This is a genomic window from Candidatus Bartonella washoeensis Sb944nv, from assembly GCF_000278135.1.
GTDB lineage: Bacteria > Pseudomonadota > Alphaproteobacteria > Rhizobiales > Rhizobiaceae > Bartonella > Bartonella washoeensis.
In genome coordinates, this window is record NZ_JH725022.1 from 8,186 (window position 1) to 24,364 (window position 16,179).

At 38.9% G+C, this 16,179-nt stretch carries 17 protein-coding genes; 16 read left to right on the forward strand and 1 reads right to left on the reverse strand.

Annotation, left to right across the window (positions count from 1 at the left end):
- The 16 genes from MCQ_RS00020 to MCQ_RS00095 all read left to right on the forward strand — a co-directional run.
- Window positions 1-1,908: Vomp family autotransporter (locus MCQ_RS00020; protein ID WP_006922749.1), on the forward strand; the 1,908-nt coding region annotated here is incomplete at its 5' end.
- Window positions 1,909-1,910: 2 nt separating this feature from the next.
- Window positions 1,911-2,501 carry an invasion associated locus B family protein gene (locus MCQ_RS00025; RefSeq protein WP_006922751.1) on the forward strand — a complete coding sequence of 197 codons (591 nt, stop codon included), beginning with the start codon at window positions 1,911-1,913 and terminating at the stop codon, window positions 2,499-2,501.
- 840 nt (window positions 2,502-3,341) lie between these two features.
- Window positions 3,342-4,649 (forward strand): Ppx/GppA phosphatase family protein, encoded by a 1,308-nt coding sequence (locus MCQ_RS00030; RefSeq protein ID WP_006922753.1) that lies wholly within the window; start codon window positions 3,342-3,344, stop codon window positions 4,647-4,649.
- 33 nt (window positions 4,650-4,682) lie between these two features.
- On the forward strand, window positions 4,683-5,411 hold the full coding sequence (locus MCQ_RS00035; protein ID WP_006922754.1) for an RlmE family RNA methyltransferase: 729 nt from the start codon (window positions 4,683-4,685) through the stop codon (window positions 5,409-5,411).
- Between the two features lie 130 nt (window positions 5,412-5,541).
- On the forward strand, window positions 5,542-6,567 hold the full coding sequence (obgE, locus tag MCQ_RS00040) for a GTPase ObgE (protein WP_006922755.1): 1,026 nt from the start codon (window positions 5,542-5,544) through the stop codon (window positions 6,565-6,567).
- Window position 6,568: 1 nt separating this feature from the next.
- Entirely contained in the window at window positions 6,569-7,708 is a 1,140-nt protein-coding gene (gene proB / locus MCQ_RS00045; RefSeq protein WP_035007609.1) for a glutamate 5-kinase, read from the forward strand.
- Between the two features lie 49 nt (window positions 7,709-7,757).
- Entirely contained in the window at window positions 7,758-9,014 is a 1,257-nt protein-coding gene (locus tag MCQ_RS00050; protein ID WP_006922757.1) for a glutamate-5-semialdehyde dehydrogenase, read from the forward strand.
- A gap of 29 nt (window positions 9,015-9,043) precedes the next feature.
- Window positions 9,044-9,637, forward strand: coding sequence for a nicotinate-nucleotide adenylyltransferase (locus MCQ_RS00055; protein WP_035007754.1), 594 nt, complete (start codon window positions 9,044-9,046; stop codon window positions 9,635-9,637).
- A gap of 59 nt (window positions 9,638-9,696) precedes the next feature.
- Window positions 9,697-10,140: a ribosome silencing factor gene (gene rsfS / locus MCQ_RS00060; RefSeq protein WP_006922759.1), complete on the forward strand. Its 444-nt coding sequence runs from the start codon at window positions 9,697-9,699 to the stop codon at window positions 10,138-10,140.
- Between the two features lies 1 nt (window position 10,141).
- The gene (rlmH, locus tag MCQ_RS00065) at window positions 10,142-10,624 is read left to right on the forward strand and encodes a 23S rRNA (pseudouridine(1915)-N(3))-methyltransferase RlmH (protein WP_006922760.1); all 483 of its coding nucleotides are present in this window, start codon (window positions 10,142-10,144) and stop codon (window positions 10,622-10,624) included.
- 96 nt (window positions 10,625-10,720) lie between these two features.
- Window positions 10,721-12,001, forward strand: coding sequence for a murein hydrolase activator EnvC family protein (locus MCQ_RS00070; protein ID WP_006922762.1), 1,281 nt, complete (start codon window positions 10,721-10,723; stop codon window positions 11,999-12,001).
- Window positions 11,991-13,301 carry a S41 family peptidase gene (locus tag MCQ_RS00075; protein ID WP_006922763.1) on the forward strand — a complete coding sequence of 437 codons (1,311 nt, stop codon included), beginning with the start codon at window positions 11,991-11,993 and terminating at the stop codon, window positions 13,299-13,301. The genes MCQ_RS00070 and MCQ_RS00075 overlap by 11 nt, the downstream gene beginning before the upstream one ends.
- A 41-nt stretch (window positions 13,302-13,342) precedes the next feature.
- On the forward strand, window positions 13,343-13,864 hold the full coding sequence (locus MCQ_RS00080) for an RNA pyrophosphohydrolase (RefSeq protein WP_006922766.1): 522 nt from the start codon (window positions 13,343-13,345) through the stop codon (window positions 13,862-13,864).
- A 132-nt stretch (window positions 13,865-13,996) separates the two neighbouring features.
- Complete coding sequence (locus MCQ_RS00085; protein ID WP_006922768.1) at window positions 13,997-14,557, forward strand: invasion associated locus B family protein; 561 nt, start codon at window positions 13,997-13,999, stop codon at window positions 14,555-14,557.
- Between the two features lie 353 nt (window positions 14,558-14,910).
- A complete protein-coding gene (locus MCQ_RS00090) occupies window positions 14,911-15,204 on the forward strand; it encodes a YggT family protein (protein WP_006922770.1) in 294 nt (97 codons plus the stop codon).
- A gap of 23 nt (window positions 15,205-15,227) precedes the next feature.
- Window positions 15,228-15,557: a DUF167 domain-containing protein gene (locus MCQ_RS00095; RefSeq protein WP_006922772.1), complete on the forward strand. Its 330-nt coding sequence runs from the start codon at window positions 15,228-15,230 to the stop codon at window positions 15,555-15,557.
- 43 nt (window positions 15,558-15,600) lie between these two features.
- On the opposite strand, the gene ppa is transcribed toward MCQ_RS00095, so the two are convergent.
- Complete coding sequence (gene ppa / locus MCQ_RS00100) at window positions 15,601-16,131, reverse strand: inorganic diphosphatase (RefSeq protein WP_006922774.1); 531 nt, start codon at window positions 16,129-16,131, stop codon at window positions 15,601-15,603.
- Between the last annotated feature and the right edge of the window lie 48 nt (window positions 16,132-16,179).

Here is a 16,179-nt window from a genome sequence, read left to right on the forward strand (position 1 = left end):
GGTCAATGGAGTGCTCCGACCTTCACGGTTAAGAGTGTTACAGAAGATGGCACAACAGAAGATAAGAACTATCCTGATGTGGCATCTGCTTTTGCTGGTGTCAGCAATTCTCTCACAAATGTTCATAAAGAGATTAATAATGAAATTAATACTGTAAAAGGTGATAGCCTTGTTAAGTGGGATGACGAGAAACAACTCATCAAGATTGGTGGAGAAAAAGAGGGTAGTGCGATCACTCTTGCAAACAATGAAGGTGCAGATCGGACATTTTCCGGTGTGAAGGCAGCGCAGGTTGGTAATGAAGCTGTTAACAAAGCGCAACTTGATGAAAATGTGAAGAACCTTTCTGAGAGTATTGGAAATACGAGGGCATTTGCGGTCCATTACGATAACCAAGATGATCATGTTGATTATACGAGCGTGACTTTGGGTGGTAAAAGTAAAGAACAAGTTGCACTTCATAATGTCAAAGCTGGTAAGATTGCTGAGAATTCGTATGATGCGATTAATGGTTTTCAGATTAATAAAATAACGCAGGATGTAGCAACATATTTGGGTGGTGGTGCGGCATTTACAGATGGTAGATTTATAGGACCGACATATCAGGTTTCTAGTGTTGATGCTGATGGTAATATAAAAGAAAAATCATACAGCGATGTTGGTAGCGCGTTTGCGGGTCTTGATAAGAATATTAGTAATGTGAATACGCATTTGACGAATGTGGTCAAAAAATTTGATGAACAAATCACGAATATTACGCAAGCAGTTCAAGGTGATACCTTGTTGTGGGACAAGAGTAAAGGTGTGTTTATAGCGACGCATGGAGAAGAAGGAAACACAACCAATAGCAAGCTTACATCTCTTCAGGCTGGAGATATTTGTGCTAACTCAATGGATGCTGTAAATGGTGATCAGCTCTATTCTCTGAATAAGACACTAGCGGCCTATTTTGGTGGTGGAGCAGGGTATATTGGTGGTCAGTGGATAGCTCCTAGTTTCAAGGTTTTGCAATTCAATGCAGATGGTAGTTTAGCTGATAAGAAGAGCTATCATGATGTAGCGAGTGCCTTTGATGGTGTAAGTGAGAGTATGACGAGTATCAACGAGCGTATAAAAGAGGTTTCGGATAATATTGATACGAATAGTTTGAATTGGAGTGAAGAAACAGGATCGTATGACGCTCTTCATAAAGGGGAAGCGAGTAAGATTACGAATGTATTGGATGGTAAGATAGCAGAAGGTTCGCAAGAGGTTGTGAATGGTGGCCAGCTTTGGCAGACGAATGAGAAGTTAAAAGATGTTGAGAATAGGGTAGATACGATTGATCAACAGGTACAAGATATCACGATTGCGGTCACGGATGGAGCTGTTAACTATGACAAAGATGGGGATGGGCAAAAGACCAATAGCATCACTCTCAAAGGTGGGAATGAAAGTGAACCAGTTTTGATTGAGAATGTTAAGGATGGTAGAATTGAAGAAGGCTCTAGGCAAGCTGTTAATGGCGGTCAGTTGCATGATTATACGGATCAGCAGATGAAGATAGTTCTTGATGATGCGAAAAAGTATACGGATGAGCAAGTCAGTAGTTTTGTCAATAATGGCGTTAACGAGGCGAAAGCTTATACAGATATGAAGTTTGAGGTGTTAAATTATGCCATTGAGGATGTTCGGAAAGAAGCAAGACAAGCTGCTGCTATTGGTTTAGCAGTCTCTAACTTAAGTTATGATGATACACCAGGAAAGTTAAGTGTTTCATTTGGTACGGGCGTATGGCACAGCCAATCTGCCTTTGCTATTGGTGCTGGCTATATGTCTGAAGATGGAAATATTCGTTCCAATGTATCTATCACGAGTGCTGGAGGCCACTGGGGGATAGGCGCAGGGATTACTTTGAGACTGAGGTGAAGATGAAGAAAACGAGTATAATTATAAAAAAGCGAAATATTTTGGCTAAGGTTTTGTTCACTCTTGTCTTATTAGGTAAGGGTGAAGGCTTTGCTGGCGAAAATAATAGTGTCTATACGGTGCATCCACCGCACTTATCAGTTCCTAGTGGAGCTTCTGGGGAGACGCGTCGGGTCATTATGCAATTTGATAATTGGACTTTGATTTGTGATGAAAAACAAAAGCTTAAGCAAGGCATATGTAATGTGACGCAGACCGTTCATGATCAGGAAGATAATACTATTTTTAGTTGGTCTCTTGTTTCTACGAAAAATGGCCAAGCCGTAATGCTCTTTCGAACATTGCCAAATGCTGATATAAATATTCCTATTCAAATGTTTATGGAAGGTGTTAAAAAGCCTGTTGTCATTCGTTATACGCAATGTAATGAAGAGGTTTGCTTGGCACAGTCGCCGATAGGACCAATTTTTAGTAAACAAATAGAGCAGGATAAAAAAGTACGTATTTCTTATAAGGTGAAAGAGGGAAAGATATTTTCTTTTACTGTACCATTTAAAGGGCTGAGTGCAGCGCTTTATTCTTTACAACGATAGACTGTGTAGATAAATTTTTAGAAGACTTACTTTTTCATAAATCGTTGCATTGTATTTTCAGATCTAAATGAAGAGTACAATGAGAGAGAGATTCATATCAATATGATAAGAGATGCTTTATTCAAATAAAAGCATATTTTATAAATGTAAAATCACAATAAAATAATCTTTTTATATAATAAAAAGTCAAGTTGGAGCTTTTTCATAGCGCTTATAGAGTGAATTATGTTAATCGTTAACAGTAAAAATCAATGAGAGTAGGCCAATTGAAAACTAAGAAAAATAAGTGAGAATACTACTTTGGGGACAAGAGAGAGGTTAATTTTTTTTGTAAAAGCTTATACGGCTTTTAGAGCAATTTTATCCAACATCAACAGATTGCAGTTAAGATGTTGCAATATTTAAAGGTAATAGCGTGATTCCTCACGATGCTTTTGTATTGTGAAGACAAAGAAGAATAGGGGTTTAAAGAATTCCTTGAACTATAAGCTCTCCTTTTTAAACAAAATTCCTCTTAAAGAGCAGTCTTTAAAAATCTTCTTTTTCGTCAGTATATCTGCAATATTCTTTATAAGAGATTTTCTTAGAAACAAATTTAATGTGAATTATACAAAAAGAGGTGTGCGGTTACAGAAATGAATGCCAATTTAAACGATTAATTCACAATTTCAAGTTCATAAAGGGAATATGCTATTGTAGAAAATTTCGATGATAGAAAATAATAATATTTTCTTTATATCAGTAATTTGATACAGCATTGCTGCGCTTAGCTTTTAGCATTTAACAGAATAATTTTCGCGTTTGCTTATTGGGGGGAAAACGCTCAAAGGATAAGAAAAAATGACTCCGTTAGATTATGGTTCAAAAGAGCCAAAGCGAGGGAGAGCGTATGGTATTAGAGCAGGGCAATTGTGTGGTCATCATGGTGGCAACGAAAATAAACCTTCTGCAATGTTACAGACGGGGGCAAGCTCTGTTTTTGTCGATGTAAAAAAACAACAGCGAAAAAGACATTGGAAACAGAAACAGGTACTTATTCAATCGGACACAGCTTGTGAAGTCCGTAGTCGAGTAATTTTAGGCGTTAAAACAAAAAATCAGACAACTGCTTTTTTCCGAAGGTTTTCTAAGTTAAAATCTCCTCCTCTTTACGCAGCACTTGATTTAGGAACCAATAATTGTCGTCTTCTTATCGCATCTCCTAGTAAACCGGGTTGTTTTAGGGTTGTTGATGGTTTTTCACGTATTGTACGGTTAGGAGAAGGTTTGGTAAGCAACGGCTTTCTTAATACAAAAGCTATGGATCGGGCGATTGAAGCATTAAAAGTTTGTCGTTTAAAGCTAAAACAAAGGCATATTAGACGTTATCGCTTAGTTGCAACGGAAGCTTGTCGTTCGGCTAAAAATGGGAGACATTTTATTCAGCGTGTTTTGGATGAGACTGGACTTAAATTAGAAATTGTTGATCAAAAAACAGAAGCGCGTTTTGCTGTTTCAGGGTGTGGTACGCTTGTTGAGCCGAATACCGATGCAATTGTACTCTTTGATATTGGAGGTGGATCATCGGAAATTGTACTCCTGGATGTTTCCAAAAAGCGTTCTTTACATCTAGCTGAACAGATCACAGCTTGGACTTCTCTTCCTGTTGGTGTTGTCACACTTGCTGAGCGCTTTGGAGGTAATGATATTAGTTTAGAAGATTTTGAAAATATGAAAAGTTATGTGCGGGGTTTTTTAAATAAATTTTCAGATCGTTATAAATTAGGGACACTAGCTCAAGGATCAAGATTTCATCTTTTGGGAACCTCTGGAACAATTACGACTTTAGCAGGAATACACCTTAATTTAGAGCGTTACGATCGGAAACAAATTGATGGCATTTGGATGAATGATGCAGACATTACTCTTATGACGAAACGCTTATTGTCATGGGATATAAAAAAACGTGTAACAAATCCTTGTATTGGGCGAGAGAGAGCAGATTTAATTTTAGCTGGCTGCGCAATTTTAGACGTTATACGAGAAGTTTGGCCTAGTCAGCGTTTAAGAGTTGCTGATCGTGGATTGAGAGAAGGAATTCTGATAGAGCTGATGTTACGCGATGGTGTATGGTGTCACCATAGGAAGAAAAGAGGCTTCAAGCGTTAGCGAGTTATCAGAATATGGAGATAATGAATAGCTATGAAAAAAACGACAAAAACACCGACTGGTGGATATGGTGGTTCAGGATCGCATGAATTATATCAGCGTGTGAAGAAAAAAGCAGGAACTATTAAAGCATCGTCACGGCGGTGGTTAGAGAGGCATCTCAATGATCCTTATGTCCATCAGTCGAAAGTGGATGGTTATCGTTCGCGTGCAGCCTATAAGCTAATCGAAATTAATGAGCGCTATCAGTTTCTCAAAAAAGGTCAAAAGATTATTGATTTGGGAGCAGCGCCAGGTGGATGGTGTCAGGTGGCTGGGCGTATAGTAGGGTCAAGTGACGAAAAACCTAGCGTGGTTGGTATTGATTATTTGCATGTCGACCCTTTGCCTGGAGTTGTAATGCTGGAAATGGACTTTTTGCATGCAGATGCACCGCAGAAATTAATTGATGCTTTAGGGACAAAGCCGGATGTTGTGCTTTCTGATATGGCGGCACCAACAACAGGACATCGTCAGACAGATCATTTAAGGACGATTTATTTATGTGAGGTTGCTGCCGACTTTGCTCTTTCGGTTCTCAGGCCTAGAGGACATTTTCTAGCAAAGGCCTTTCAAGGTGGAGCAGAAAATACTCTTCTCAATAAATTGAAACAGAACTTTAAAACAGTCCATCATGTTAAACCACCTGCGAGCCGGATGGAATCAGTGGAGCTTTATCTTCTGGCACTTGAATTTAAAGCAAAAACAGAAATCGAACAATAACTTCTTCTTTTCAGAAAGTTTAAATGTACTTACTTATTTATAGTTTTTCTTTTGTAAATGGTGAAAAACTGGTAAAACTGATGCATTACCTATAGAGGTAAAGGGATTGATTCCTCGGTGAGTGTTTCCAATGAAATTTCTTGATCAAGCTAAAGTCTATATTCGTTCTGGTAATGGAGGAGCAGGGGCAGTATCATTTCGTCGTGAAAAATTCATAGAATTTGGCGGTCCTGATGGGGGCAATGGAGGACGTGGTGGTGATGTTTGGGCTCTCGTTGTTGATGGGCTTAATACGTTGATTGACTATCGCTACCAGCAGCATTTTAGAGCAAAAACAGGGGGGCATGGCAAGGGTCGTAATATGACGGGTGAAAAGGGGGATGATATTATCCTGAAAGTGCCGGTTGGGACACAAATTTTTGAAGAAGATAATACGACATTAGTCTGTGATTTAACGGAAGTTGGACAACGTTATCGTCTTGCAAAAGGAGGGAATGGTGGTTTTGGGAATCTTCATTTTACAACATCTACGAATCGGGCGCCTCGCCGTGCAAATCCGGGTTTAGCTGGAGAAGAGCGCATACTTTGGCTTCGTTTGAAGTTAATTGCTGATGCTGGGCTTATTGGTTTACCGAATGCTGGAAAGTCAACCTTTTTAGCGTCAGTAACGGCTGCAAAACCAAAAGTTGCAGATTATCCTTTTACCACTCTCTATCCTCACCTTGGTGTTGTCCGCATTGATGCTCGTGAATTTGTGTTGGCTGATATTCCTGGCTTGATTGAAGGAGCACATGAAGGCGTTGGGATCGGAGATCGTTTTTTAGGGCATGTAGAACGTTGTCGTGTTTTATTTCATTTGATTTCTGCTCAAGAAGAAGATGTGGCAAAAGCATACCAGATTGTGCGTAATGAACTCGAGGCATACGGAAATAATCTGAGTGATAAGACTGAAATTGTAGCTTTAAGCCAGATAGATACTCTGACCGTTGAGGAGCGTAAAGCCAAACAGGAGGTTTTGCAAAGAGTAACGGGTAAATCTGTAATGATGTTTTCTGCGGTCAGTCGCGAAGGTTTAGAAAATGTGCTGCGTGCTGGTGCACACATTATTGAAATGGCACGCAAAGAGGATGTCGAAGGAGATATCAAAATTGAATAAAATGGCAGTTGGGTTGCAAAAGCTCTCACACTATAAACGCATTGTGGTCAAAATTGGATCTGCGCTTTTAGTTGATCCTCAGACAGGTTTACGAGCTCAATGGCTTAAGAGTTTGATAAGTGATGTTGTTGAGTTACGTCAAAACGGCGTTGAGATTTTATTGGTATCTTCAGGAGCTATTGCTTTAGGGAGAACATTGCTGCATCTTCCTAAGGGTGCTTTGAAGTTGGAGGAGAGTCAGGCATGTGCTGCTTTGGGGCAAATTGAATTAGCTAAAACATATGGTGATGCTCTTGCTCAACATGGATTAAAAACTGGTCAGATTTTGCTCACTTTATTTGATACGGAAGAACGACGACGTTATCTCAATGCACGCGCTACGATTAATGTGCTTTTGCGTTTTGGAGCGGTACCCGTTATTAATGAGAATGATACTGTTGCAACAACTGAAATTCGTTATGGTGATAATGATCGTTTAGCGGCACGTGTGGCAACGATGATGGGGGCAGATCTTTTGATACTTTTATCAGATATTGATGGTCTTTATACGAAATCTCCACAGTGTAATCCAACGGCTGAATTTATTCCCTTTATTGCATCAATCACGAGTGATATTGAGAAAATGGCAGATGTTGCTGCTTCAGAATTTTCTCGGGGAGGAATGAAGACCAAGCTTGATGCTGGGAAAATAGCGAATTCTGCTGGAACAGCTATGATTATTACTTCAGGTAAGCGTATGAACCCTCTTGCAGCGATTGACAGAGGGGAACGCAAAAGTTTTTTTGCTGCTGGTGAAAAGTCTATCAATGCTTGGAAAACGTGGATTTCTGGTCATTTAGAACCATCTGGTATTTTGACGATTGATCAGGGAGCTGTTCAGGCTCTTGAATCGGGAAAATCATTATTAGCTGCAGGAGTCGTAGCGATTGATGGGATATTTCATCGTGGAGATACGGTTGCAATTGTTGATGCGAATGGAGTTGAGATTGCTCGTGGGCTTGTGAGTTATGGCAAAGATGAAGCTGTACGCATTATGGGGCGTAAAAGTGAAGAAATTGTATCTATCCTTGGATATGAAGCGCGTTCTGCTATGGTGCATCGTAATGATATGGTTGTACGCTGCTTAACTCATTCTGCTTAAAGATTTATCTTTTATCTTAATTTATTGTTTTGGCAGAGTGGATGATACTATGACTTTAGAAGAACAAATGAAGGATATGGGGCAAAAAGCACGTCATGCTGCTGCGGCGTTGGCAGTTATGTCTTCTGAACAAAAGAACAAAGCCTTGAAAATGATAGCTTTGGGTTTAGAGGCTCAATCAGATGAAATTTTAAGGGCTAATCATCAAGATTTAGTGAATGCTGCTCAGAATAATTTAAAGGCAGCGATGATTGATCGATTAAAGTTAGATGAAGGCCGCTTGCGTGCAATCATAGAGAGTGTCCGGCAAGTTGCTTGTTTGCCTGATCCTGTTGGTCAAGTGATGAGTGAATGGACGCGCCCAAATGGGCTTCATATCAGTCGTGTTCGTACACCTCTTGGTGTGATTGGTATTATTTATGAGAGTCGACCAAATGTTACCATTGATGCAAGTGTTTTGTGCTTAAAAGCTGGAAATGCTGCAATTTTACGCGGTGGTTCGGATAGTTTTCATTCTGCTCATGCACTTCATTCGGTGTTGGTGAGAGCATTAGTAGAAGCTGGTTTCCCTAAAGATGCAATTCAAATGGTTGGAACGAAAGATCGCGATGCAGTTGGAGAGATGCTCAAAGGATTAGATGGAGCGATTGACGTGATCGTGCCCCGTGGAGGAAAAAATCTTGTTGCGCGTGTTCAATCTGATGCACGTGTTCCAATTTTTGCACATTTAGAGGGACTTTGTCATATTTATATTGATAAATCAGCAGATTTAAATATGGCACGTGATATTGTACTGAATGCAAAATTGCGGCGTACTGGCATATGTGGGGCTGTTGAAACGGTTTTAATTGACAGCCAGGCATTAAAAAAGTTTTTTCCTGTTCTTGTTGTTTTACAGGAGAACGGATGTGAAATTCGCGCAACAGAAGATATCGTTTTGTTAATGCCAGAGGCTAAATTAGCATGTGAAGAAGACTGGTCGTGTGAATATCTTGATGCAATTCTTTCTGTTAAAACAGTTAAGGGTGTTGAAGGAGCCATTGCCCATATCAAGCGTTATTCATCAGGACATACTGAATCGATTATTGCTGAGGATATGGAAGTGGTGGAGAACTTTTTTAATCATTTGGATTCAGCCATTTTATTGCATAATGCATCTACACAATTTGCTGATGGAGGTGAATTTGGTTTTGGAATGGAAATTGGTATTGCGACAGGAAAAATGCACGCGCGTGGACCCATAGGTGTTGAACAACTGACATCATTTCAGTATCATATTAAAGGAAATGGACAGATTAGACCTTGAAACAGCCATTCCTCCCATGGAAGGATCGCATACCACATGTGGAAAGATCCAATGTTGTTGGCCTTTTTGGTGGGTCCTTTAATCCACCGCATGCAGGGCATCTTCTTGTTGCAAAAATTGCAATTCGGCGTTTGCGCCTTGATCAATTATGGTGGATGGTGACTCCGGGAAACCCCTTAAAAGATTGTACACATTTACCATCTTTAGAAGAGAGAATGCAATTAAGTGTTGAACTCATTGATCATTCGAAGATTCGTGTAACAGGTTTTGAGCAGGCGATAGGCAGCACAGTATCGGTAGATACGATTTCTCATATTCTTGCGCATTACCGTGATGTGCATTTTGTCTGGGTTATGGGTGCAGATAGTTTGGCAACAATTCATCATTGGTATCGGTGGCGTGATATCATATCTATGCTTCCTATAGCGATTATCGATCGTCCTTTTGTGCATATGTCAGCACTTTCTTCTCCTATGGCGCATATTTACCGCTATTTTCGTTTAGATGAGAGGGAGAGTGTACGATTACCTTTTATGAAACCACCGGCTTGGACTTATTTGCATGGACCTCTGTCTTTTCAGTCTTCAACGAATCTTCGTTTAAAGGGGAATGATTTTGCTTGAACATTTTATAAGATTCTGCTTCTCTTTTTGGGGAAGTTCTTCTTTTTTCTCTATTCTAAATGATAAGAAAGGATATTAGTCTGGAAAACATTTCACAAAAACACTCTTATTGTATTGTACCTTCGGCAGAAAAAAAAATCTTTTCTGCCAGTGATGGTCTCAAAGTTATTCTCAAAAGTTTAGATGATACAAAAGCAGAAGATATCGTCTCAATTGATATTCAGGGCAGGTCGTCTTTAGCTGATTATATAGTTATAGCTTCAGCACATTCACAGCGTCATGTATCTTCTGTTGCTGACCATTTGTTATGTACTTGGAAAGACAATGGATATGGTCGAGTGAGCGTGGAAGGGCTTGCTGGAGGTGATTGGGTATTGATTGATACAGGCGATATTATCGTTCACCTTTTTCGTCCAGAAGTTCGTCTCTTTTATAATTTAGAAAAGATGTGGCTCGTTCCTGACTTAAATAATGCAAAATCGGTTCTCTTTGGGGATCATTGACATGCAAATTTCTATTTTTGCTGTTGGTCGCATGAAAAAGGGTGCGGAGCACAAATTGGTTGACCATTATTTGGACCGTTTTTCTAAAAGTTCTGGTGCTGTAGGATTTCATTTAAAAACACTCTATGAGATATCAGAAAGTCGTGCTCAGACGGCATGCCAACGCATGGAAGAAGAGGGAAGAAGCCTTCTTGGGTTTTTGCCTGAAAAGTGTCGATTAATTGTATTAGATGAGCGTGGAAAGTCGATTTCATCATCTGCTTTTGCTGAAAAATTGGGGTTTTATCGTGATGAAGGTGTTCGTGATGTAATCATTGCTTTGGGGGGGCCTGATGGGCATAATGAGCAGATAAGAAATCGTGCTGATTTTCTTTTGTCTTTTGGTTTTATGACGTGGCCGCATCAAATTGCACGTATACTCCTTACCGAACAGCTTTATCGTGCTGTAACAATTGCGAGTAATCATCCTTATCATCGTTTTTAATATTTTTGTGCAATTTTTAGCACTTATTTATGTATTTATTAATATTGTTTTAGCTGACACCATTTAAAGCATTTCTAGTTTACACGATGAGGCTTAATGGTTAGGCAAATGAAGAAGCTTCTTCATAAAAAGATGCAATATTTATATGAGGGATGCGCGATATTTGTCGTGTTACTATTAAGTGTGGGGTTTTGCTTGTCTGTATCGCATGCCGAAGATACAGTGAGTAGTGCAACAGCACATAAAGAATTGGGAGAAATTCGCCAAAGTATTTCTCTTTCGCGTGAGCGTGTTGCTTTTCTTGCTCAGCAAGTTGAGCGTTTAAAAAAAGATCAACACGCTTTAAGCGATGCATTAATAAAAGCTGCTAAGATAGAACGTGCAGTAGCAAATGATATTGCTGAAAGGGAAGAAAAACTTAAAAAGATGATAGTAAAGCGGATACAAGTTGATCAAAGTTTAAAAGGTCGTCGCGCCGAATTTGCTGAAGTTCTTGCCATCTTAGAACGTATAGGGTTGAATCCACCTCCTGCTCTTATGGTGCGTCCTGAGGATGTATTAACTTCTGTGCGCAGTTCTGTTTTATTAGGAGCTATTTTACCTCAAATGCAAGAAAAAATACAGGTTTTAACTGAGAGCCTTAAAGAGTTGACCAATTTGAGCAATGCAATTGCTAGGGAATACGGCGCTCTAAAGACTAAAATGCAAAATCAAGCAGAGCAACGAAAGAATCTAGAGCTTTTATTAGACAAAAAAGCCAAACTACAAAAAAGATCTGAAGAAGAACTTACAGAGCAGCAACAAAAAAACATTTCTCTTCTTAAAAAAGCGCAGTCTTTGGAAGAATTAATTTTAGAGCTTGACCGTCAGTCAAAACTTAGTTCTAATATATCTGTACAGGTACGAAAAAATTTACAATTGTTAGAGCAGAGCAGTTTTGAAAGCCGAAAAGGCTCTTTGCTTTTTCCTGTTTTGGGAAAGAAAATTCAACGCATTAATAATAGTTCGCAGATTACGCGCTTTGGTGAAATGATTGAAACAGAATCAGAAGCTGTTGTGGTAGCACCTGCTGATGCTCTTGTTGCTTTTGCTGGACCATTTCGTTCTTACGGACAGTTGATTATTCTCAATGTTGGAAATGGTTATCATATCGTTCTTATCGGGATGTCAAAAATCAACGTAACGCAGGGGCAATTTGTTCTTTCAGGTGAGCCTATTGGTATGATGGCGATGCAATTTATTGCAAACAGTGTTGCATTGGATATAGGAAAAACTGCTCCAATACTTTACATTGAGTTTAGAAAACAGGGGAAACCTGTGAAGCCAACTCCTTGGTGGCGGACTGAAAAAACGAAAAGGAACCAAAATGATTCGTAAAGTTATTCTTTTGGTCGCTGGGGTATTGCTCGGCGCCAGTTCAATGATCATGGTGCAGTCTGTTGCTGCGAATAATGAGGGTGATGCTTATAAACAGCTAGCCATATTTGGCGATATCTTTGAACGCGTACGTATACAATACGTGACGGTTCCAGATGATAAAAAACTTATTGAAAATGCTATCAATGGTATGCTCACATCACTTGATCCTCATTCATCTTATATGAATGCTCAAGAAGCTAAGGACATGCGTGATTCTACGAAAGGAGAATTCGGAGGACTGGGTATTGAAGTGACCATGGAGAAGAACTTAATTAAAGTTGTTTCTCCAATGGATGATACACCTGCTTCAAAAGCAGGTATTTTGGCAGGGGATCTCATTTCAAAAATTGATGGTGTACAGACAAATGGTCAAACATTGAATGAAGCTGTTAATAAGATGCGAGGTGTTCCTGGAACACCGATTACGTTGACAATTATTCGTTCCGGCGTTGATAAACCGCTTGAAATTAAGGTTGTTCGTGATATCATTAAAGTGAAAGCGGTGAAATATCGTGTTGAGGGTGATATTGGGTATTTAAGACTTATCCAGTTTTCAGAGCAGACTTTTGGCAATCTTCAGGCTGCAATTAAAGATATTAAGTCTAAAATTCCTCAAGACAAGTTGAAGGGTTATATTCTTGATTTGCGGCTTAATCCAGGTGGACTTTTAGATCAGGCTGTTAGTGTCTCGGATGCCTTTCTCAACAAAGGTGAAATTGTATCGACTCGTGGGCGCAAAAAGAATGATGTAACAAGATTTGATGCTAAGCCAGGGGATATCATCAACGGGAAGCCTCTTATTGTACTCATCAATGGTGGTTCAGCAAGTGCTTCTGAGATTGTTGCAGGTGCCTTACAAGATCATCGTCGTGCTACAATTTTAGGCACACAATCTTTTGGCAAGGGATCTGTTCAAACAATTATTCCCTTGGGTGAAAATGGTGCTTTACGTTTAACAACAGCGCTTTATTACACGCCAGCTGGAACTTCAATTCAGGGAACTGGGATCACACCTGATATTATTGTAGAACAACCACTCCCTGAAAAATACAAAGGTTATGATGTAAAGCTTGGTGAATCTGAGTTAAAAGGGCATATCAAAGGGAAACGAGAAAATAATAAAGGATCTGGTTCAGCTGCTTTCGTTCCGCAAGATCCTAAGGAAGATACCCAATTGAAAGAGGCTTATAAGCTTTTACGGGGTGAAATGGCACATGCAGCATTTCCACCAGATCCCACTAAGGATGTTTTAAAGTGAGAAGGGGTGTATACAGTTTATGTTTTTGTGGGGATAATTGAATGGATGCAGTTGTTAATGTGAGTGCTCTTCCTTATCGGAAAGGTGTTGGAATCCTTGTCTTTAATCATGAGGGTAAAGTTTGGGTAGGGCGCCGTTTAATGACGTGCGCTCATGCAGAGACCAAAATATCTAATCGTTGGCAACTCCCTCAAGGGGGGATCGATGAGGATGAAGAGCCATTAGAGGCAGCGTGTCGCGAACTTTACGAAGAAACCGGTATCCGTTCTGTAAAGCTGATCAAGGAAGCACAGGATTGGTTCCATTATGATTTTCCACAAGAACTTATTGGAGGTGTATTAAATAATAAATATCGTGGACAAATGCAAAAATGGTTTGCTTTTCAGTTTACAGGAGAACTTTCTGAAATCATGATTAATCCACCGCCAGATGGTAATAAAGCAGAATTCGATCGGTGGAAATGGGTTGATCTAGAAACTCTTCCTTCTACAGTAGTTTCTTTTAAAAAGCATGTTTACATAAAAGTTGTTAACGAATTTCGAGGTAGCCTTAGATGCTTATAAAAGCTATATAATTATAGAAAGCTCTTTTTTCATTAAGACAGCTTTATATTATGCATAAAGATAGTTTATATATGCATAACTTTAAAAAATAATAAATGTAATTTTCTTTTATGTAAAGAACTGGAATATGAAATGAAAAAAATATTTAATTTATTTGTAGTTTTTACTCTCTTGAGTATTTCTTCTGTAGCGTTTGCATCAGATTCAAAGTCTACTGCAACGAAGGCTCCTGCAGCTACATTGCCAAATGGTGCTTCTTCTTTAACCGAAACTTATGGTTTATGGAGCATTAACTGTGGTATACAGGACGGAAAAAAGATTTGTTTTATGCACCGTCAAGAGATGAATGACCAGAATCGTGTCGTTGTGGCTATGAATGTTATTCTCAGTGCTGATGGTGTTGTATCTGGTAATTTGACAGTTCCTTTTGGCATTTTGGTCTCTAAGCCTGTTCGTTTACAAGTCGATGAGGGGAAATCTGTTATCGAGACTGGTATTCGGACTTGTGTGCCAGCAGGTTGCGTTGTTCCAATCGTTTTTGACAAAAATTATGTAACAGCTTTACGCGCTGGAAAGCATTTGAAGTTGGCTATGACAGTTGCTGCTCCAGGCGAACCAGCTTTAAATGATTTGTTCGTTCAGCTGAATGGTTTTAGTAATGCACTTAATCGTTTGATTGCTTTGCAGAAGTAATCTTAGAGACAAAACAAAGACGGCCTTTTAAGGCCGTTTTTAGTTTGAGCGTTTTTTGCAGCAGATTTATAGCTAAAATGGCAAAATCATTCTACCAAAAGAGATCTTCAAAGTTTTTTGAAGATTCTTTGGAGTGTTCCTCATTGCTTTCGTTTTGACCAGCTATTTTTATTCCACTATTTGTTAGGTTTCCATTATGATATAAAGATGAAGAATGTGATATGCGTATTTCTTGTTGATATAAAAAGGCATTAACAGGGGAGGGTGCAATGCCATTATTCGATAAACAGGTTTATTTTCATAAATGCTTTATATGTGATTTTCTGTTCCATTGACTAAAAGAGGGATAAAGAGTGATTTATGCATTGCTTCAGGTAATTGATCTGATTTTCAAAATTTATATTGATATTTTAATCGCAAGTGTTATTTTTTCTTGGCTTTATGCATTCAATATTGTGAACACGCGTAATCGTTTTATTTTTTTAATAGGAAACTTTCTATATCGCGTTACGGAGCCAATTTTAGGTCGTATCCGACGGTTTTTGCCAAACCTTGGAGCGGTTGATATTTCACCGATTTTAGTGTTCATAATTATTTATTTTATTCGCACCTTTATGTGGCGTGCTTATGCGGGCATGTATCTATAAAATACTGCGCGAGATGCATGAAGATGTTTTATCAAGGTGATGATACTCATGGTTTGAGTCTGTTTGTACATCTCTCTCCAAAGGCTTCTATTGATCGAATAATGGGGGTTGAGTGCAGGGATGATGGAAAGCAGTATTTGGTTATACGGATTCGCGCTGTTCCTGAAGATGGGAAAGCAAATAAAGCACTCATTAAATTTCTGGCTAAGCAATGGAAAATTCCATCTTCTTGTATTGCTCTTAAGAGTGGCGCGACATCACGCTACAAACAACTTTATTTTTCAGGATATTCAGAAGAATTAACAAAGATATTACAATCTTTAGGAGATTATAATAGTTCTACGCAAAAATAAGTAAAAAGCCTGTTTAAAAAACAGGCTTTGTTTTTTAGAATAATTATATTCCATTATTGCGCTCAATAGCTTTTTTAATTAAGTTACGTGCGCAATCTTTATCACGCCACCCCTCAATTTTAACCCATTTTTCAGGTTCAAGATCTTTGTAATGTCCGAAGAAATGCTCAATTTGTTTTAGTGTAATTTGGGGAAGATCTGTGTAATCGTGGATATTGATATATCGTTGTGTGATTTTTGGGGTGGGGACAGCAATAATTTTCTCATCTTTACCTCCATCATCTTCCATAATCAAAACTCCGACTGGACGAACATTGATGACACAACCAGGAATAAGTGGACGGGTATTACAGATAAGAACATCAATTGGATCACCATCTTCTGAAAGTGTATGCGGAACGAAGCCATAATTTCCGGGATAGACCATTGATGTTTGAAGGACGCGGTCAACAAATAATGCTCCGGATTTTTTGTCCATTTCATATTTTATTGGCTGACCACCAACAGAGACTTCAACAATAACATTGATGTCTTCAGGTGGATTTTTACCAACGGGTATTTCCTGAATATTCATGTAAATATCCTTTCTGGAGTATAATTAAACGAGATACAAAAAAATATT